This is a genomic window from Microbacterium sp. BH-3-3-3, assembly GCF_007679045.1.
GTDB lineage: Bacteria > Actinomycetota > Actinomycetes > Actinomycetales > Microbacteriaceae > Microbacterium > Microbacterium algihabitans.
Map to the genome: position 1 here is coordinate 1599610 of NZ_VEFS01000001.1, position 17613 is coordinate 1617222.

General features: G+C 71.1%; 20 protein-coding genes. 7 read left to right on the forward strand and 13 right to left on the reverse strand.

Translation table 11 applies throughout. The features are described 5' to 3' along the window. Positions 1–84 precede the first annotated feature (84 nt). Genes FS769_RS07500 through FS769_RS07510 form a run of 3 tightly spaced genes read left to right on the forward strand, consistent with a single transcriptional unit; the run spans position 85 to position 3067 of the window. Complete coding sequence (locus tag FS769_RS07500) at positions 85–1872, forward strand: glycoside hydrolase family 15 protein (RefSeq protein ID WP_186325452.1); 1788 nt, start codon at positions 85–87, stop codon at positions 1870–1872. A gap of 9 nt (positions 1873–1881) precedes the next feature. Next, positions 1882–2640, forward strand: a complete 759-nt coding sequence (locus FS769_RS07505; RefSeq protein WP_144831480.1) for a hypothetical protein — start codon at positions 1882–1884, stop codon at positions 2638–2640. A 46-nt stretch (positions 2641–2686) separates the two neighbouring features. Further along, positions 2687–3067 (forward strand): VOC family protein, encoded by a 381-nt coding sequence (locus FS769_RS07510; RefSeq protein ID WP_144831483.1) that lies wholly within the window; start codon positions 2687–2689, stop codon positions 3065–3067. Positions 3068–3140: 73 nt separating this feature from the next. On the opposite strand, the gene FS769_RS07515 is transcribed toward FS769_RS07510, so the two are convergent. The 4 genes from FS769_RS07515 to FS769_RS07530 form a co-directional block, all read right to left on the reverse strand. Beyond that, entirely contained in the window at positions 3141–4286 is a 1146-nt protein-coding gene (locus tag FS769_RS07515; protein WP_144831486.1) for an ABC transporter permease, read from the reverse strand. Further along, positions 4283–5167, reverse strand: a complete 885-nt coding sequence (locus tag FS769_RS07520; protein WP_144831489.1) for an ABC transporter ATP-binding protein — start codon at positions 5165–5167, stop codon at positions 4283–4285. Before FS769_RS07520 ends, FS769_RS07515 begins: the two co-directional genes overlap by 4 nt. 238 nt (positions 5168–5405) lie before the next feature. Next, positions 5406–6128, reverse strand: a complete 723-nt coding sequence (locus tag FS769_RS07525; protein WP_144831492.1) for a response regulator transcription factor — start codon at positions 6126–6128, stop codon at positions 5406–5408. Next, positions 6121–7380: a sensor histidine kinase gene (locus tag FS769_RS07530; RefSeq protein ID WP_144831494.1), complete on the reverse strand. Its 1260-nt coding sequence runs from the start codon at positions 7378–7380 to the stop codon at positions 6121–6123. The genes FS769_RS07525 and FS769_RS07530 overlap by 8 nt, the downstream gene beginning before the upstream one ends. 137 nt (positions 7381–7517) lie before the next feature. Here FS769_RS07530 and FS769_RS07535 point away from each other — a divergent pair, with 137 nt between their 5' ends. Beyond that, positions 7518–8090 carry an NADPH-dependent FMN reductase gene (locus tag FS769_RS07535; protein ID WP_144831497.1) on the forward strand — a complete coding sequence of 191 codons (573 nt, stop codon included), beginning with the start codon at positions 7518–7520 and terminating at the stop codon, positions 8088–8090. Positions 8091–8139: 49 nt separating this feature from the next. On the opposite strand, the gene FS769_RS17230 is transcribed toward FS769_RS07535, so the two are convergent. The 3 genes from FS769_RS17230 to FS769_RS07550 form a co-directional block, all read right to left on the reverse strand. Beyond that, positions 8140–8715 (reverse strand): sigma factor, encoded by a 576-nt coding sequence (locus FS769_RS17230; protein ID WP_396652409.1) that lies wholly within the window; start codon positions 8713–8715, stop codon positions 8140–8142. A 6-nt stretch (positions 8716–8721) separates the two neighbouring features. After that, positions 8722–9147 (reverse strand): YciI family protein, encoded by a 426-nt coding sequence (locus FS769_RS07545; RefSeq protein ID WP_144831500.1) that lies wholly within the window; start codon positions 9145–9147, stop codon positions 8722–8724. Between the two features lie 240 nt (positions 9148–9387). Continuing rightward, on the reverse strand, positions 9388–10233 hold the full coding sequence (locus FS769_RS07550) for an exodeoxyribonuclease III (protein ID WP_144831505.1): 846 nt from the start codon (positions 10231–10233) through the stop codon (positions 9388–9390). Between the two features lie 83 nt (positions 10234–10316). On the opposite strand from FS769_RS07550, the gene pyrE reads away from it, so the two are divergent. After that, positions 10317–10895: an orotate phosphoribosyltransferase gene (pyrE, locus tag FS769_RS07555; RefSeq protein WP_144831508.1), complete on the forward strand. Its 579-nt coding sequence runs from the start codon at positions 10317–10319 to the stop codon at positions 10893–10895. Between the two features lie 148 nt (positions 10896–11043). Here the strand turns inward: pyrE and FS769_RS16800 are convergent, their stop codons facing one another. From FS769_RS16800 to FS769_RS07565, 3 genes are all read right to left on the reverse strand, one after another. Next, positions 11044–11193 (reverse strand): hypothetical protein, encoded by a 150-nt coding sequence (locus tag FS769_RS16800; protein ID WP_186325453.1) that lies wholly within the window; start codon positions 11191–11193, stop codon positions 11044–11046. An 18-nt stretch (positions 11194–11211) separates the two neighbouring features. Continuing rightward, on the reverse strand, positions 11212–12042 hold the full coding sequence (locus FS769_RS07560; RefSeq protein WP_144831512.1) for an HAD-IIA family hydrolase: 831 nt from the start codon (positions 12040–12042) through the stop codon (positions 11212–11214). A 97-nt stretch (positions 12043–12139) separates the two neighbouring features. Continuing rightward, the gene (locus FS769_RS07565) at positions 12140–12310 is read right to left on the reverse strand and encodes a CsbD family protein (protein ID WP_144831515.1); all 171 of its coding nucleotides are present in this window, start codon (positions 12308–12310) and stop codon (positions 12140–12142) included. 192 nt (positions 12311–12502) lie between these two features. On the opposite strand from FS769_RS07565, the gene FS769_RS07570 reads away from it, so the two are divergent. Further along, entirely contained in the window at positions 12503–13450 is a 948-nt protein-coding gene (locus FS769_RS07570; RefSeq protein ID WP_144831518.1) for an SDR family NAD(P)-dependent oxidoreductase, read from the forward strand. A 15-nt stretch (positions 13451–13465) separates the two neighbouring features. Here the strand turns inward: FS769_RS07570 and FS769_RS07575 are convergent, their stop codons facing one another. Continuing rightward, entirely contained in the window at positions 13466–14101 is a 636-nt protein-coding gene (locus FS769_RS07575) for a metal-dependent transcriptional regulator (protein WP_144831522.1), read from the reverse strand. A 9-nt stretch (positions 14102–14110) separates the two neighbouring features. Then, a complete protein-coding gene (locus FS769_RS07580) occupies positions 14111–15442 on the reverse strand; it encodes an Nramp family divalent metal transporter (protein WP_144831525.1) in 1332 nt (443 codons plus the stop codon). Between the two features lie 86 nt (positions 15443–15528). Between FS769_RS07580 and FS769_RS07585 the strand changes: the two genes are divergently transcribed. Then, entirely contained in the window at positions 15529–16203 is a 675-nt protein-coding gene (locus FS769_RS07585) for an RNA methyltransferase (protein WP_144831528.1), read from the forward strand. Between the two features lie 21 nt (positions 16204–16224). Here the strand turns inward: FS769_RS07585 and FS769_RS07590 are convergent, their stop codons facing one another. After that, positions 16225–17553, reverse strand: coding sequence for an MATE family efflux transporter (locus FS769_RS07590; RefSeq protein WP_144831531.1), 1329 nt, complete (start codon positions 17551–17553; stop codon positions 16225–16227). Positions 17554–17613 lie beyond the last annotated feature (60 nt).

Here is a 17613-nt window from a genome sequence, read left to right on the forward strand (position 1 = left end):
CGCCCGGGTGCTTGCAGCAGGTGCATGGATGCCACTAGCGCGACGCTCGGCCACGATGTCGGCCGTTGCTGTCACAATCCGAGGGTGACGACTCCGATCGAGGATTACGCGCTCCTCAGCAACTGCCGATCCGCCGCCCTCGTCTCGTCGCAGGGCAGTATCGACTGGTTGTGCCTGCCGCGGTACGACAGCGGGTCGATGTTCGGCGCGTTGCTCGGCGACGAGTCGCACGGCGCCTGGTCGCTGCGGCCGGCCGACCCCGACGCCCGGTCGACGCGCCGCTACGACGGCGACACGTTCGTGCTCGTCACGCGGTGGGAAACGTCGACGGGGATCGCCGACGTCTACGACGCCATGCCCGTCGACGAGGGCGTCGAGGCTGTCGTCCGCCGGGTCGTGGGGGTGGCGGGCGCGGTCGACTTCGTCAGCGAGGTGCGCCTGCGCTTCGACTACGCCCGCGCGGTCCCGTGGGTGCAGCAGGTCGGCCAGGGCGGCGAGCACGCGATCCTCGCGGTCGCCGGTCCCGACGCCGTGATCATCCGCGGCCCGCGCCTGATCGCGACCGACACCGCCCACCGCGGCCGCTGGACGACGGCGGCGGGCGAGAGCGTCGACTCGGTGCTCATGTGGGGGCCGTCGTGGCAGAAGGCCCCGGCGCCCTTCAACGTCGAGGCCGCCCTCGAGCGCACGCGCGAGTGGTGGGCGGCGTGGGCCGATCGCGTGCAGGCGGCCGGCACCCATCCCGAGCTCGTCACGCGTTCGCTCATGGTGCTGCGCGCGCTCACGCACTCCGAGACGGGTGGCATCGTGGCGGCGGCCACCACCTCGTTGCCCGAGGCCTTCGGCGGCTCCCGCAACTGGGACTACCGCTACGTGTGGCTGCGCGACGCCGCCCTCACCCTCAGCGCCTACATCGAGCACGGCTACCTCGACGCCGCGCACCGCTGGCGCGACTGGTTGCTGCGGGCGATCGCCGGCGACCCGGCCGACGTGCAGATCATGTACGGCATCGCCGGAGAACGCGACCTGCCCGAGCGCGAGATCTCGAGCCTGCCCGGGTACGACGGGGCCGCCCCGGTTCGTATCGGCAACGGCGCGGTCGACCAGTATCAGGCGGACGTCATCGGCGAGGTGATGGTCGCCCTCGATGCGGCGCGCACCGCGGGGGTCGCCGAGACGAAGTTCTCGTGGGCGCTGCAGCGCGCTCTCCTCGCGCAGCTGGTGCAATGGGTCGACCGACCCGACCTCGGCATCTGGGAGATGCGGGGTGATCCGCACTTCTTCACGCACTCCCGCGCCATGATCTGGGCGGCCTTCGACCGCGGCATCCGGGCCGTCGAAGAGGGGGGCCTCGACGGCGAACTCGACACGTGGCGACAGATGCGCGACCGCGTGCGTGCCGAGATCGACGCACGCGGCGTGCACCAGGGCGGCTGGTTCACCCAGCACTTCGACACCGACGAGGTCGACGCCTCGCTGCTCGTGCTGCCGCAGGTGGGCTTCTGCGCCTACGACGACCCGCGCATGCTCGCGACAGTGGCCCGCATGGAAGAGACGCTCATGCCCCACGGGTGGCTGCTGCGGTACCGCACCACCGGCGTCGACGGGCTGGTCGGTGACGAGCATCCGTTCCTCGCCTGCTCGTTCTGGCTGGTGGGTCAGTACGCGCACAGTGGCCGCCGCGACGACGCCGAAGCCCTCATGCACCGTCTGACCTCGGTGGCCAACGACCTGGGCCTGCTGTCCGAGGAGTACGACCCCGTGACCGGTCGACAGGCGGGCAACACCCCGCAGGCACTCTCGCACCTCGCCCTCGTGGGCGCCGCCGATGCGCTCGACAAGACCGCCCCGGGCGGGGCGTCCGGGTCGTAGAGTCGCGGCATGGACGACGACGGCGAGCTCGGAAGACTCCGGGAGCGCGTCTACGGCGCAGACGGGGGCAGTGCGACCCCCGAGATGATTGCGCGTCTCGTCGAACTCGAAGATGATGCGCGCCGGATGCCGTCGGGGGGCCCCGCCGCGGCCGACGACGTCCCGCCGCACCCGTCCACCCCGGTCACGAAGCCGGATGCCGCGGCACCGGACGCCCGGCCGAGCCCGCCCCGCGACGAGACGGGTAACCCATCCGTCGAGACCGTGGGCGCCCCGCTCGCCGGCCCCGCAGACCGCCCGCCCCGCCGCATCCTGCGCTGGACGCTCACCGCGGTCGGCGCGGCGGCTCTGGTCGGCGTGGGCATCGCGATCGGGTCGAGCATTGCCATGCCCGCGGCGACCGCTGATCCGGCCGTCTCCGACCTGCCCGAGATGGCGTTCCCGCAAACGACGGAAGACGTCATCTCGGCCGACATCATGCGCGACAGCGGCATCGACGCCGCGAGCACGCGCTACATCGCGACGATCGACGACTTCCGCATCTATCTCGCCCGGCCCGACGACGGCGACGGCCGCTGCATCGTCGCCTTCACCTCGAGCGACAACCGCCCGTGGTCGGCGGGGTGCGCCAGCGGAGCGCAGACCGGCGCCGCGGTCTTCGGCATCGATCAGAGCCTCACGGTCGCGATCGGTCAGCCCAGCGGCGACCAGGTGGCGGGCGAGCCCCTCCGCCTGTCCGACAGCGTCACGGCCTACGTGGCGCCGTAGCCCCGCGTCGCGATGCCCGTGACGCGCTGAACGAAGGAGAACGACGATGTTCCACCCCGATGGTGCGTACTCGGGTCTCGCGGTCGACGACCTCGAGGCCGCACACCGCTTCTACGCCGACACGCTCGGCATCCGCGTCGAGGTGCTCGAGGGCTCGGGCTTCCTGATGATGCACCTCGCCTCCGGCGGGCGCGTGCTCGTCTACGGCAAGCCCCACCACGAGCCGGCGTCGTTCACGGTGCTGAACTTCCCCGTCGCCGATGTCGAGGCGGCCGTCGACGATCTCCGCTCACGCGGCGTCGACACGAAGATCTACGACGACGAGAACTTCCCGACCGACTCCCGCGGCATCATGCGCGAGGGCGGACCGCTCATCGCGTGGTTCCGCGATCCGGCCGGGAACGTGCTCGCCGTGCTGGAGGAATGACCCGCGCACAGAGAAAGCGGACGGATGCCGAAGACTCCGGCATCCGCCCGCTCGAAAGACCGCGCCGGGGCCGTCAGCCCTTCAGCGCCTCGACCAGCTTCACACGGGCACCCATGCGCAGCAGCGAGTTGCGGTAGATGCGCGAGGCGACGCCGATGGCGAGCACGCACGAGACGAGCAGCACGATCAGCGACAGCACCGGCTCCCACCACTGCGCGTCGCCGAGGTACATGCGAAGCGGCATGCCGACGGGGGCCGAGAAGGGCACGTACGACATGATCGTCAGCACGACGGGGTTGTCGTTGAAGAAGATGACGAGGAAGTACGGCGCCATGATCAGCATCGTGATCGGGGTCGTCGTCGCACCGATGTTTTCCTGACGCGAGACCATCGCGGCCGCGGCGGCGAACAGCGACGCCAGCAGCACGAAGCCGAACAGGAAGAAGATCGCGAACCAGGCGATCGGCGCACCGAGGGTGTCGAGCACACCCGCCTGACCGGTCACGGCGAGACCCACCACGGCGACCGCGGCCAGCAGCACGATCTGCGCCATCGCGAGGATCGTGTTGCCGAGCACCTTTCCGGCCAGCAGCACCCGCACGGGGATCGCCGAGATGAGGATCTCGACCACGCGCGTCTGCTTCTCTTCGACCACGCTCTGCGCGATGGTGCCGCCGAAGGTCGATGCCGCGATGAGGAAGACGAGTCCGAAGCCGAGCGCGATCAGGTAGCGCAGCGCATCGGCGGCGCCCGCGCCGGGGTCGATCATGTCGACGGGCGGGGTCTCGCTCAGCTTCTGCAGCAGCGTCGAGGGCACGCTGTCTTTCACCACGACGGTGTAGTCGAACGCGGCGTCCGACGATCCCGAGACCAGGGCGGCATCCACCGTCCCGTCTTCGACGAGGGCGCGGGCGGCGTCATCGCTGTCGGCGACGGTGACGTCGAGACCCTCGAGCCCCGACACAGCGCTCTCGGTCTGAGAGGTCACGGCGACGGGGGTGCCGCTGTCGGAGGCGTTGTTGGCGGCGAAGCCGCCCCACACAACCGAGGCGAGGGCCGCGAGCACGAGGATCGCGGTCGAGATGACGAAGGCCTTGCTCCGCAGCTTCGAGCCGATCTCGCGTTCGGCGACGAGCCAGATGCTCTGCAGCTCGCTGGGGGCGGGGCGCGCAGTGGTCGGCGCGGGCGAGGGCGTGCGGGTGGGAGTCGAGGTGCTCACTGGATGACCTCCTTGAAGATCTCGGCCAGGGTCGGCCGCTGGGGAGAGAAGCTGGCGACGTCGCCGCGCTCCACCGCGCCGCGGAGCACCCGCTGCGCGATGGTGTCGTCGGCGGCGTCGAAGAGGGCGTATCCGCCGTCGAAGTCGAGCACCGTCACGCCGGGCTCTTCGCGCAGCCACCCGGCATCCGCGCGCGAGACGAGCTCGTAGCGGTGGGTCGCGTGCTGCGCGCGGAGGTCGTCGCGCGTGCCGGCGGCGCGGATCGTGCCCCCGGCGATGATCACGAGGTCATCGCACAGCCGCTCGACGACGTCGAGCTGGTGCGACGAGAACAGCACCGCAGCCCCCGCTGCCGCCTTCTCCTGCAGCACGCCCGCGACGACGTCGACGGCGAGCGGGTCGAGGCCCGAGAACGGCTCGTCGAGGATCAGCACGTCGGGCTCGTGCACGAGAGAGGCCGCGATCTGGGCGCGCTGCTGGTTGCCGAGCGAGAGCGTCTCGACCAGGTCGCCGAGGCGCTCGCCGAGTCCGAGCCGCTCGAGCAGGGCGGTGGCCTTCTGGTTCGCCTCCGCCTTGCCGAAGCCGTGCAGCCGCGCGAGGTAGGCGATGTGCTCGGCGACCTTCATCTTCGGGTACAGCCCGCGCTCTTCGGGCATGTAGCCGAAGCGCCGCCGATCCGCCGTGGTCACAGGGGAGCCGTTCAGCTCGACGCTGCCCGCGTCTTTCCCGAGCACGCCGAGGGCGATGCGCATGGTCGTGGTCTTGCCGGCGCCGTTGCCGCCGACGAAGCCGGTCAGTCGCCCGGGGGCGACGGTGAATCCCACCTCGTCGAGCACGCGGCGTCCGCCGTAGCTCTTGGTGATGCCGTCCAACTGGAGCACGGTGCATCCCTTCTCTCGATGCCTCCACGCTAGAGACGCGGATGCCGCGGCACCTCCGCCCCGAGAAGGGTTCCCGCGCTCCACCGTGAGGGGGAGGGGGCTCGACGGGGGTCCCTGAGCCTGTCGAAGGGCCCCGGAGCGCGCAACCGAGGTCCCTGAGCTTGTCGAAGGGCCCGGGACCCGAACCGCGAGGTCCCTGAGCTTGTCGAAGGGACCGGGCCCCGCGGGACCCCGCCCGTCAGGCCAGCCCGTGCCGGTGCGCGAGCACCACGGCCTGCACGCGGTCGCGCGCGCCGAGCTTCTGCAGCACGTTCGACACGTGCGTCTTCACGGTCGCCTCGCCGATGAACAGGCGCGCGGCGATCTCGGCGTTGCTGAGGGCTTCGGCGACGAGGGCGAGCACCTCGCTCTCACGCTCGGTCAGCGGCTCGCTGAGGTGCAGGGTGTCGGCGCGGCGGACGGCGGTCTCGGTGACCGTCGAGGTCGGCGCGGGGCTCGCGAAGGAGCTCCCGGATGCCACGTCGCCGGCGCCCTGCGCGGCGAAGCGTTCGATGACCCGGCGGGTGACCTCGGGGGCGAGCAGCGCGTCGCCCGCGCCGACGATCCGCACCGCCGAGACGAGCTCTTCAGGGCCGGCGTTCTTGAGCAGGAATCCGCTGGCTCCCGCCGCGAGCGCGGCGAACAGGTAGTCGTCGCGGTCGAAGGTGGTCACGATGAGGATTGCGGCGTCGGAGGCGGGATCGGCCGTCAGCAGGCGCGTCGCCTCGAGCCCGTCCATGTCGGGCATCTGTACGTCCATGCAGATCACGTCGGGGCGCAGCTCGCGCGCCGCGTCGATGGCCGCGCGACCCGAGGCCGCCTCGCCGACGACCGTGATGTCGTCTTCGAGCGACAGGATCGTGCGGAACCCCGCGCGCATCATGGCGTGGTCGTCGACCAGCAGCACCCGCAGCTCAGACACGCGACACCTCCGGGGTCAGCAGGGGCACCCGCACGCGCACCAACCATCCCCCGCGCGCGCGGGGACCGATCTCGATCGTCCCGCCCGAGGCCGCGGCGCGCTCGCGCATGCCGAGCTGGCCGAGGCCCGGCGTCGACGAACCGCGGCGTCCGGTGTTCGCGACCTCGAGCTCCACGGCATCCGGATCGAACCGGAGGCGCACGTCGGCCGTCGCATCGGGACCGGCGTGACGCCGGGCGTTCGTGAGCGCCTCCTGCGCGATGCGGTACAGGTTGACCTGCACGAGCGGCGGGGGATCGCTCGCGGCCTCGCCGATGACGGTGAGGGTCGTGGGAAGACCCGCCGCGGTCGCCTCGTCGACCAGTCCCGCGATCGAGGTGAGCCCGTGCGTGGTGGGGGCGGTGTCGGGGGCGGAGTCGCCGTCGGGCGTGCGCAGGGTCTCGAGCAGTTGGCGCAGTTCGTGCAGAGACGACCGGGCGGATCCCTCGATGCCCGCGAGGTTCTGCCGCGCGGCATCCGGATCACGATCCAGCAGCGACCGCGCCACCCCGGCCTGCACGCCCATCAGCGATACGTGGTGGGCGACCACGTCGTGCAGCTCGCGCGCGATGCGCACGCGGTCGAGGGCCACGGCCTGGGCGGCGGTCACCTCGCGCTCGGTCTCGAGTTCGGCCGTGCGCTCCTCGAGGGCGGCGCGCTCGCGCATCTGCTGGTACGAGCGGTTGCCGAAGTAGTACGCGCCGCCGAAGTACAGCGCGTTGATGAGGATGTTGAGCAGTTGGTAGGCGACGAACGGCGAGAACGCCCCGGCGCGCGAGAAGGGTCCTTCCACGCTCGGGTCGACCGGCTGCGTGGCCTCTTGGAACATCACGACGAACAGCCACGCGAACATGCCCACGATGAGGGCGATGCGCACGATCGTCGCCCGGCGACGGTTGGTCTCCCACGCGCCCACCGTGTACAGCGCGATGAACATCGCGATGTTGCCGGCGTACAGCTCGGGGATGCGGAAGGTCACCGCGAGGAAGTACGCGACCGCGACGATGACCGCGGCGATCGAGGGCCACCGCCGGCGGAAGGCGATCGGGATCGCGAGCACGGCGACGTATCCCAGCGCGACCGCGAGCGACCCCTGCTGGTCGCCGTAGATGCCGGAGACCGACGAGAGCACGGCGCTGGTCAATCCGCCCAGGAACAGCACGGCGGCGAGCACGAGGTCGTTGCGTTGCTGCGTGCGGGTGAGCCGGGCCATCCCTCCACGGTAGGGGGGAGCTCCGACACCTGCATCCCCCGTGGGGTGGAGTCAAGAGGGGCGGGAATACAGGATGCGTCGTGATGCTTGCACGTGAATAAATCCGGGCGCCAGGCGCCCCCGTCTTCTCCGAGAGGATCACCGTGACCGAGATCGGCTACATCGTCGGCAGTATCTCCAGCACCTCCATCAACCGGCGCCTGGCGAAGGCGCTCGAGAAGGTCGCCCCCGAGGGCGTGACGCTCAAAGAGATCCCCATCAAGGACCTCCCCTTCTACTCGCCCGACTACGACGGCGACTTCCCCCCGGTCGCGCGCGACTTCAAGCAGGCGATCGAAGACACCGACGCCATGTTCATCGTGACCCCCGAGTACAGCCGCTCGATCCCCGGCGTGCTCAAGAACGCCCTCGACTGGTCGGCCCGCCCGTACGGCGAGGCGTCGTTCAACGACAAGCCCACCGCGGTCATCGGCACCTCGCAGGGCGGCATCGCCACCGCGGCCGGCCAGCAGCACCTGCGCTCCGTGCTCCTGCACTACAACGCCCTGGTGCTCGGCCAGCCCGAGGGCTACATCCAGTCGACCCCCGGTCTGTTCGAAGAGGACGGCACCGTCACCGACGAGGGCACGGCCGCGTTCCTGCGCTCGATCATCGAGGCGCTCGTGACCCTCGCGAAGCGCACCGCTCCAGCCGAGGTCCCCGCGGCCTGAGGCGCGCTTTCACGACGGGGTCGGGGGTTCGCCCCCGGCCCCGTCTTAGTCAGGTCCCTGAGTCTGTCGAAGGGACCGGACGCAGCGTTCCCGGTGGCTCAGCCCCCTGTCTTTCCCCCGGGACGGCTCCCCAGCGCCTCGGCCTTCCGCCTGAGCAGCGCGGCCTCGCGCTCGTTGCGCGTAAGCCCGGCGGCGGTGAGCAGCTCCGCGCGCGCCTCGGCCGATCGCCCGAGGCGCGACAGTAGCTCCCCGCGCACCGACGGGATGAGGTGCGATCCCCGCAGGGCCCCGGCCGCAGCGAGGGCGTCCACGGGTGCGCAGCACCGTATCGCCGGCGCTCGCGGCGTAGCCCTCGGTGAAGATGAGGTAGGCGGTACTTCTCGCCTCGCGCGCGCTCCCGACGCCAGCCGTCGATCGCGCGCCGCTTCGCGACGGCGGTGAGCCACCCTCCGGGATTGTGCGGCACGCCCTCGCGCGGCCACTGCGCCAGCGCCTCGAGCAGCGCGTCGTGCGCGAGGTCTTCGGCGGTGGGGAGGTCGCCGACCACGCGCGCGAGCGTCGCGACGATGCGGGCGCCTTCGATGCGCCAGATCGCCGCGACGCGTCGCGAGAGGTCGTCGGTCACGTGGGGTCAGCGCGCGGCCTGCTCCTCGCGCCAGCCCTCTTCCTTCTGGATGTACTCGTTGTCGGCGAAGGCCGCGAAGTCGGTCTCGTCGGTGACCCGGCGCACCTCGAGCGTGTTGCCCGCGATCAGCGGAGCGCGGCGCGCCCACTCCACGGCCTCGTCCTTGCTCGACACCTCGATGATCCAGAAGCCGTTAAACAGCTCGTGCGTCTCGCCATAGGGGCCGTCGGTGACGACCGGCTCCTCGCCGCCGAACTCGACCACGAAGTTCTTGCTCATGTCTTCGGCGAGACCATCGCCGGCGACGAGCACCCCCGCGTTGACCATGGACTCGTTGTACGCGCCCATCTGGTTGATGACCTGCTCGAACGGGATCCTCTTGTACGCCGCGTACGCCTCGTCGGTGCCGCGCATGATCAGCATGTACTTCATCGTCGTCTTCTCTCGTCGGTGCTCGGGGGAACCGTTCCCCTACTATCGCGTCGAACGACGCCGAGCGGAATCGACAGGGTGCGGGAGAAAAGATTCCGGATGCCGTGGGCTCGGGTTCCGCGCGGCGCGGGCGCCTCACCGGAATCGGCCCGCCGCGCGGGAATCGGACGGCAGAGTCCGCGGCATCCGATCCCGAGGCGATCCGATGTCGCGACGGCTCGCGCGAGCCTGAGCCGGCGTTCAGCCGAAGATCATCGGCAGGTCGTCATCGTCGTCGGCGCCCGAGAGGTCGAGGTCGGCGACGACGGGCACGTGGTCGCTGGGAACCTCGCCCTTGCGCTCGTTGCGGTGGATCTCGGCGCCGTGCACCGCGTCGGCGAAGGCCTGCGAGCCGAGGATGAAGTCGATGCGCAGGCCCTCGTTGCGGGGGAAGCGCAGCTGCTTGTAGTCCCAGTAGGTGTACCCGGTGGGGATCAGCGGGCGCACGACGTCGGTGAGACCCGCGGCCTCGAAGGCGCGGAAGGCCTCGCGCTCGGGAGGGGAGACGTGGGTGGTCGCCCCCTCGACGACCGTGGGGTCGCCGTTGTCGTCGTCGGTCGGCGCGATGTTGAAGTCGCCGGTCAGGGCGAGCGGCAGATCGGGGTGGGCCGCGAGGGTGTCGGCCGTGTACTGGCGCAGCTTGTCGAGCCAGTCGAGCTTGTAGACGTAGTGCGGGTCGTCGAGTCCGCGACCGTTGGGCACGTACAGGCTCCACACGCGCACGCCGTTGACGGTCGCCCCGATCGCGCGGGCCTCCTGGGGCAGGTCGGGACCCTCTTTGCCCTTCTCGAACCCGGGCATGCCGGGGAACCCGATCTCGATGTCTTCGAGGGGCTCACGGCTCGCGATGGCGACGCCGTTCCACTGGTTCAGGCCGTGCGCGGCCACGTGGTACCCGGCTTCTTCGAACGCCGCGTACGGGAACTGCTCCGTCTTGCACTTGATCTCCTGCATCGCCAGCACGTCGATGTGCTCGCGCACGCAGAACTCGACGGTGCGGGTGACGCGGGCGCGGATGGAGTTGACGTTCCAGGTGGCCAGGCGCATGGCATCCAGCCTACTTTCGGCCGCCGACATCGGCGGCCAGAGCGACTCCGGCGTCATCCGTATGGAGCACTAAACTCGACGCCGTGACCACCGCCTCCACTCCCGAGCTCGAAGCCGACCGTCAGGCCCTCATCGGCCTCATCAAGGACGAGGCGGTGTTCCACGGCGACTTCACCCTCTCGAGCGGCAAGAAGGCGACGTACTACGTCGACATGCGCAAGCTCACTCTCGACCACCGCGCCGCTCCCGCGATTGGCCGCCTCGTGCTCGACCTGGTGAAAGACCTCGACGGCATCGTCGCCGTCGGCGGGCTCACGCTCGGCGCCGACCCCATCGCCAACGCCGTCATGCACGAGTCGGTGCATGCCGGCCGCCCGCTCGATGCGTTCGTCGTACGCAAGGAGCCCAAGGACCACGGCCGCGGCCGCCAGATCGAGGGCGCCGACGTGAAGGGCAAGCGCGTCGTCGTCGTCGAAGACACCTCGACCACGGGCCAGTCGGCGCTCAAGGCCGTCGAGGCCCTGCGCCGCGAGGGCGCGGACGTCGTCGCCGTCGCCGTGATCGTCGACCGCAAGACCGGCGCTCAGGCCGCGATCGAGGCCGAGGGCCTGCAGTGGCTCGGGTCGATCGACCTCGACGACCTGGGCCTCGCCCCGCAGTAAGCCCGCCGCGTCACCAGAACAGGCGGGTGCGACGAAAACAGGCCGATTTCGCCGGAATCGCCCTGTTCTGGTGACATGCCCTGTTCTCGTGACGCGCAGGCGCCGGATGCCAAGCCCTCACCGCCCCGAACGGTGCGACCAGCCGTGGTCAGGGCGCGTCGTCACCCGGGCCGGGGCCGTCGAAGGGGTCGCGCCGCCCGCTGCCGCGGCGGGACCGCCGCCACTGCACGATGAACGCCACGAGCGTGCCGGCGGTGATGAAGAAAGCGACGATCAGCCAGAGCGTGCGGTCATCCACGGTGTGTCTCCCTGAGGTTCACAAGCCTTCGCTGAGCCCGTCTTCGCCGTCGGCCAGGTCGCTCTCGATCGGTTCGTCGCGCACCAGCTCGGCGACCGACGCGAGGATCTCGTCGGGGCGGAACGGATAGCGCTCGATCTCGCGCTGGTCGCTGATGCCGGTCATCACGAGCACGGTGTGCAGGCCCGCCTCGATGCCGGCGACGATGTCGGTGTCCATGCGGTCGCCGATCATGCCGGTGTTCTCACTGTGGGCGCCGATGCGGTTCAGGGCCGAGCGGAACATCATCGGGTTGGGCTTGCCGACGATGTAGGGCTCTTTGCCCGTGGCCTTGGTGATCAGCGCGGCGATCGCCCCGGTCGCGGGCAGCACGCCCTCGGTCGAGGGCCCCGTGGCATCCGGATTCGTCGCGATGAACCGGGCGCCGCCGCTGATGAAGCGGATGGCCTTGGTGATGGCCTCGAACGAGTAGTTGCGCGTCTCGCCCACGACGACGTAGTCGGGGGCGGTCTCGGTCAGGATGAAGCCCGCCTCGTGCAGGGCGGTGGTGAGTCCCGCCTCGCCGATGACGAAGGCGGAGCCGCCGGGCATCTGCGACTTGAGGAAGTCGGCGGTCGCGAGAGCCGAGGTCCAGATCGACGACTCGGGCACCACGAGCCCCGAGGCCCGCAGTCGCGCGCTCAGATCGCGCGGCGTGTAGATCGAGTTGTTCGTCAGCACCAGGAACGGCGTGCCCTCGGCCCGCCATTGCGCGAGCAACTCGGATGCTCCGGCAATGGGGGTGTTCTCGTGGACGAGAACGCCGTCCATGTCGGTCAGCCAGCACTCGATGTCGCCACGCGTCCGCATGCGGCCCAGCCTAGACCCGGGTTTCGACGCCGCCGGAAAAAAGCGCGGGCGGGCCCGACCCGGAGGTCGTGGGCCCGCCCGTCCGCGGAACGCCGACTTACTTGAACGTGTCCTTGACGTTCTCGCCGGCCTTCTTCGCGTCGGCCTTGACCTGGTCGGCCTTGCCCTCGGCGGCCAGACGGTCGTTGTCGGTGGCGTTGCCGACGGCTTCCTTCGCCTTGCCCACGATGTCCTGAGCGGCGTTCTTGATCTTGTCGTCGAGACCCATGATCGGACTCCTTCTCGTTGTGTCGGCGTCTGCGACGGGTGTCTGTCGTCGCGACGGAGCGGGATGCTCGCAGGGGAGACGTATCGGGGTCGAGATTCGTCACGCCGGATCGTGAAAAAACTCGACGAGGTCGATATGCCGGAATCGGAATGCACCCGTGACGTGCGGGCTCGATCTCGTTAGGGTCGAAGGGTGGCGCGCGCAGACTGGGATCCCGAGAACCTCCCCGACCTCTCCGGGAAGACCTATCTGGTGACCGGCGCGACCCGCGGTCTCGGCTTCTTCGCGTGCGAGCAGCTCGCCGTCGCGGGCGCCCACGTGCTGCTGACCGGCCGCAGCCCGCACAAGCTGTCGACGGCCAAGGCCGCGATCCTGCGGTCGCATCCGGATGCCGCGGTCGAAACGCTCCTGCTCGACACCAGCAACATGGGCTCGGTGCGCGCCGCCGCCGCGACGGCTCGCGCCCGTGGCCGCCTCGACGGTCTGCTGCTGAACGCGGGGATCGTGCACCCGCCGAAACAGCGCGAGACGGCCGGAGGGCACGAGCTCGTCTTCGCCACGAACGTGCTGGGCCACTTCGCACTCGCCGGCGAACTGCTCAAGCCCCTGTCGACGGGCCGCGGCCGCATGGTGTGGGTGGGCAGCATGTCGACCTCGCTGTGGCGGCACGTTCCCACCGACCCCGAGCTGCGCGAGGGGTACACCCCGTGGCGCGCGTATGTGCAGTCGAAGGCGGCGACCACGGCCCTCGCACTCGAGGCCGACAAGCTGCTGCGCGCGCACGGTGTGCCGGTGCAGAGCCTGGTCGCGCACCCCGGCTACTCGACGAGCGGACGCACGCGCGGCGTCCGCGGGGTCAACGAGCCCACGCGCCTCTCGCGCTTCGTCGACAACCTGCAGGCGCCGATCACGCAGTCCAAGGAGCAGGGGGCGTGGGCGCTGGTGCGCGCGCTGGTCGATCCCCTTGCCGAGGGCGGCTCGATGTACGGCCCCGCGATGGTCGCTCGCGGCCTCCCGCGCAAGGCGACGCCCGCCCGGCGCACGCGCGCGAGCGACCTCGGCGCCGACCTGTGGCGCGCGTGCGAGACCGCGACGCACGTGCGGTGGCCCTTCGATCGGGCTCGGCGCGCGGCATCCTGACCGTCGCGCGGCGCGTCAGCGCGTGAGCCAGACCGACGTGCCCGCATCGGTCGGCAGCGAGACCTCGACGCCGTCGGCACGCACCACGGTGTCGGAGACGACCTCGAGCTCGTGCCCCACGTCGATCCCCCGCTCGACCAGGGCCCGCAGCAGTTCGGGGTCGCGGTCGCTGACACGCAGCACGCGTCCGGCGTGCCCGGCGGGCGCCTCGGCCAGCAGCACGAAGGGCTCGCGGTGCACCGCGCCATCGGCATCCGGGATCGCGTCTCCGTGGGGATCGAAGCGCGGACGCCCCAGTCGCTCGTCGATGCCCTCGAGCAGTCGGTCGCTCAGCGCGTGCTCGAGCACCTCGGCCTCGTCGTGCACTTCGTCCCACGCGTAGGCGAACTCGCGCACCAGCCACGTCTCGATCAGGCGGTGGCGACGGATCACGGCGGCCGCGCGGCGCTGGCCCGCGGCGGTGAGCGACACGGGCCCGTACGGGCGGTGGGTCACGAGGCCCTGGGCGGCGAGCTTCTTCACCATCTCGGTCACGCTCGAGGGGGCCAGGCCGAGCACTGCAGCGAGCTGCGACGGCGTGATCGCCGAATCCTGCCACTCGGTGTGGTGGTAGATCGCTTTGAGGTAGTCGTCTGACACGGGCGATTCCACGCCGTCAGCCTATCCGCCGGTGAACACCAGCCACAGAAGCACGGCGTTGAGCCCGATGAGGAAGACGGATGCCGCGACCCCGGCGGCCGTGGTGAGGGCGCGGTTGCGGTAGGCGCCCAGCACGTCGGCGCGCCGGGTGAGGACGACCAGGGGCACGAGAGCGAACGGGATGCCGAACGACAGCACCACCTGACTCAGCACGAGCGCGAGCGTGGGGTCGACGCCGAGCGCCAGGATCACCAGCGCCGGTACGAGCGTGACGAGACGACGCGCGACGAGGGGCACGCGGGCGTGAAGCAGGCCGTGCATGATCTCGGCTCCGGCGTACGCCCCGACCGAGGTGGAGGCGAGGCCGCTCGCGAGCAGGCCCACCGCGAACATGGTCGCCACGAGTGGCCCGAGTCCGTCGCGCAGGGCGGTGTAGGCACCCTCGAGGCTGTCGGTGCCGTCGACGCCGGCGAGGTTGGCGGCTGCGAGCAGCAGGATCGCGAGGTTCACGGTGCCGGCCACGGCCAGGGCGATCGTGACGTCCCACCGCGTGGCGCGCAGCAGGCGCGGTGTCGAGATGCCGCGGGCCGTCTCGAGGTCGGCGGGGGCCAGGGGCGAAGAGGGGCGGGCGGATGCCGAGACCCCGGCCGTCGCGCGCGGAGCGTCGGCGGCGGGCGGGGCGAAGCGATCGCGGGCGAGGGCGGAGTGCGCGTAGATCGCGTGCGGCATGATCGTGGCGCCGAGGATCGAGGCGGCCAGCAGCACCGAGGTCGAGTCCTCGAAGCGCGGCACGAGCCCGCCGACGACCCCGGCGGCGTCGGGTGGGGCGAAGAACAGCCCGGCCGAGAAGCCGATCGCGATGATGACGAGCAGGCCGATGAGCACGGTCTCGAACGCGCGGGCGCCCCGCCGGGTCTGCACGAGCAGCAGCGCGAGCGAGACGACCCCGGTGATGGCTCCTCCCCAGACGAGCGGGATGCCGAACAGCAGATGCAGGGCGACGGCGCCGCCGATGACCTCGGCCACGTCGGTGGCCATCGCCACGAGCTCGGCCTGCAGCCAGTACGCGCGACGCGCCCACGGCCGCTGGATCCGGCGCCCCAGCACCTGCGGCAGGCTCTCGCCCGTGACGATGCCGAGCTTCGCGGACAGGTACTGGATGAGCCACGCCATCACGTTGCCGAGCACCACGACCCACACCAGCAGGTAGCCGAAGGCGGCGCCGGCGGTCATGTTGCTGGCGACGTTGCCGGGGTCGAGGTACGCCACACCGGCCACCATCGCGGGACCGAGCAGCCACAGCACGCGTTCGGGTGCGCCTCGCTCGGTCGCCGCGGCGGGATTTTTCGGCATGCCGAAAAGTTAGCAAGATTTCGGGCGCCCGAAAAGTGGGTCGCCGACCCGCGAGCGCGCCGCATCCGCCCGGGTAGCCTGGAGGAGTGACGGATGCCGACGAGCCCACGCCGGCGCCCGCTGACGGCACCGCCGACGCGGCGCGTGCGGACGCTCCTCCGACGCACGGTGTCGGCCCGTGGCCCGGCGGACCCGATCAGTGGCCCGACGACCCCCGTTACGACCCCGAACTGCTCGCGGGCGGCGACACCCGCAACGTGGTCGACGAGTACCGCTACTGGAGCATGGACGCGATCGTGGCGGATCTGGATGCCCGGCGGCATCCGTTCCACGTCGCGATCGAGAACTGGCAGCACGACCTGAACATCGGGTCGATCGTGCGCAGCGCCAATGCTTTCCTCGCCGCCGAGGTGCACATCGTGGGCAAACGCCGGTGGAACCGCCGCGGCGCCATGGTGACCGACCGCTACCAGCACGTGCGCCACCACGAAGACGTCGCCGCCTTCGCCGCGTGGGCGAGCGAGGCGGGTCTGCCGGTGATCGCCGTCGACAACGTCGAAGGGTCGGTGCCGGTCGATCGCGCCGAGCTGCCCGAGCGGTGCGTGCTGCTGTTCGGTCAGGAGGGTCCGGGGCTGTCGGCAGAGGCGATCGCCGCCGCCACCGGTGTCGTCGAGATCACGCAGTACGGCTCGACGCGCTCGATCAACGCCGCCTCCGCCGCCGCGGTCATCATGTACGAATGGTGCCGCCGCTGGGCGTGAGCACTGCTCCCTCGGGCGCGGTCAGTCGCCCGCGGTCATCCATGCCCGACCGCGCACGCGCAGGCCGAGCGTGAGGGCCCGCGCGAGCAGGTAGACCCCGAAGAACGCGGCCGCGAGCCACGCCAGGCCCGACGCCCCGCCACCGGCGAGCGCGGCGACCAGCAGCAGCGCGGGGATGTAGGGCACGAGGTTGAGCACCCCCGCGATCGCGAGATAGCGGGCGTCGCCGGCGCCGATGAGCACGCCGTCGAGCACGAAGACGAACCCCGCGAGCGGCTGCGCGACGGCGAGCACCAGCAGCGCCGGTCGGATGAGCGCGGCGATCTCGGGGTCGCCCGTGAAGAGCAGCCCGATGACCCCGGATGCGGCCGCCACGACGGCGCCGACGATGACCCCGAACCAGACGCCCCAGGCGCTGGTTCGCCGCAGAACGCGGCCCACGGTCTCGGTGTCACGGGCGCCGAGCGAGCGACCGATGAGCGCCTGCGCCGCGATCGCCAGGGCGTCGAGGGCGAAGGCCGCCGTCGAGAAGATCGTGAAGGCGATCTGCCAACCGGCGAGCTCGGCCGAGCCCAGACCCGTCGCGACGGCGACGGTCGCGAGGAACGCGATGCGCAGGCTCACCGTGCGCAGGAACAACCACCCGCCCGAACGCACGGTGCCGCCCAGGCCGTCGCGCTGGGGGCGCAGCGTCGCGGAATGGCGTCGGGCGAGGCGGCGCGCGACCACGACGTAGGCGCCGACCATGCCCCACTGCGCCATCACCGTGCCGAAGGCCGACCCGCCGATGCCCCAACCGAAGCCGTAGATGAACAGGGCGTTGAGCAGGGCGTTCGCGCCGAAGCCGAGCCCGGCGATCCAGAGCGGCGTGACCGTGTCTTGCATGCCGCGCAGCAGGCCCGTCGCGGCGAACACCACGAGCATCGCCGGCAGACCCCACATCGAGATCGACAGGTAGATCCGGGCGTTGTCGGCGACGTCGGGTGCCGCACCGAACAGGTCGACGACGGCGGGGGTCGTCAGCGACCCGGCGATGGCCAGCACCGCGCCGAGGGCGAGCGCGAGCCACATGCCGTCGATACCCGCCGACACCGCCCGCCCCGGTTCGCCCGCCCCGAGGCGTCGAGCGACGGCGGGAGTGGTCGAGTACGCGAGGAAGATCATCAGTCCGACGATCGTCTGCAGTACGGCGCTCGCGATGCCGAGGCCCGCCAGCGGTGCGACCCCGAGGTGGCCCACCATCGCCGCGTCGACGATGAGGAAGAGCGGCTCGGCCACGAGCGCGCCCAGCGCGGGCAGGGCGAGGCGCACGATGCTGCGATTGAGCGTCTCGGGCGCGGGGGCGGTCACACACCGAGCCTAGGGTGGGCCTCCGACACCGCCGGCTGCGCCTCACCCGCCGCGCACCGC

Coding starts and splice junctions, on each gene's coding strand:
- FS769_RS07580 (WP_144831525.1), bottom strand. CDS start 15,442: ATGCCGAAAAATCCCGCCGCGGCGACCGAGCGAGGCGCACCCGAACGC.
- FS769_RS07550 (WP_144831505.1), bottom strand. CDS start 10,233: ATGCGCCTGGCCACCTGGAACGTCAACTCCATCCGCGCCCGCGTCACC.
- FS769_RS07510 (WP_144831483.1), top strand. CDS start 2,687: ATGTTCCACCCCGATGGTGCGTACTCGGGTCTCGCGGTCGACGACCTC.
- FS769_RS07530 (WP_144831494.1), bottom strand. CDS start 7,380: ATGGCCCGGCTCACCCGCACGCAGCAACGCAACGACCTCGTGCTCGCC.
- FS769_RS07565 (WP_144831515.1), bottom strand. CDS start 12,310: ATGGGTCTCGACGACAAGATCAAGAACGCCGCTCAGGACATCGTGGGC.
- FS769_RS07505 (WP_144831480.1), top strand. CDS start 1,882: ATGGACGACGACGGCGAGCTCGGAAGACTCCGGGAGCGCGTCTACGGC.
- FS769_RS07545 (WP_144831500.1), bottom strand. CDS start 9,147: ATGAAGTACATGCTGATCATGCGCGGCACCGACGAGGCGTACGCGGCG.
- FS769_RS07560 (WP_144831512.1), bottom strand. CDS start 12,042: ATGCGGACGCGTGGCGACATCGAGTGCTGGCTGACCGACATGGACGGC.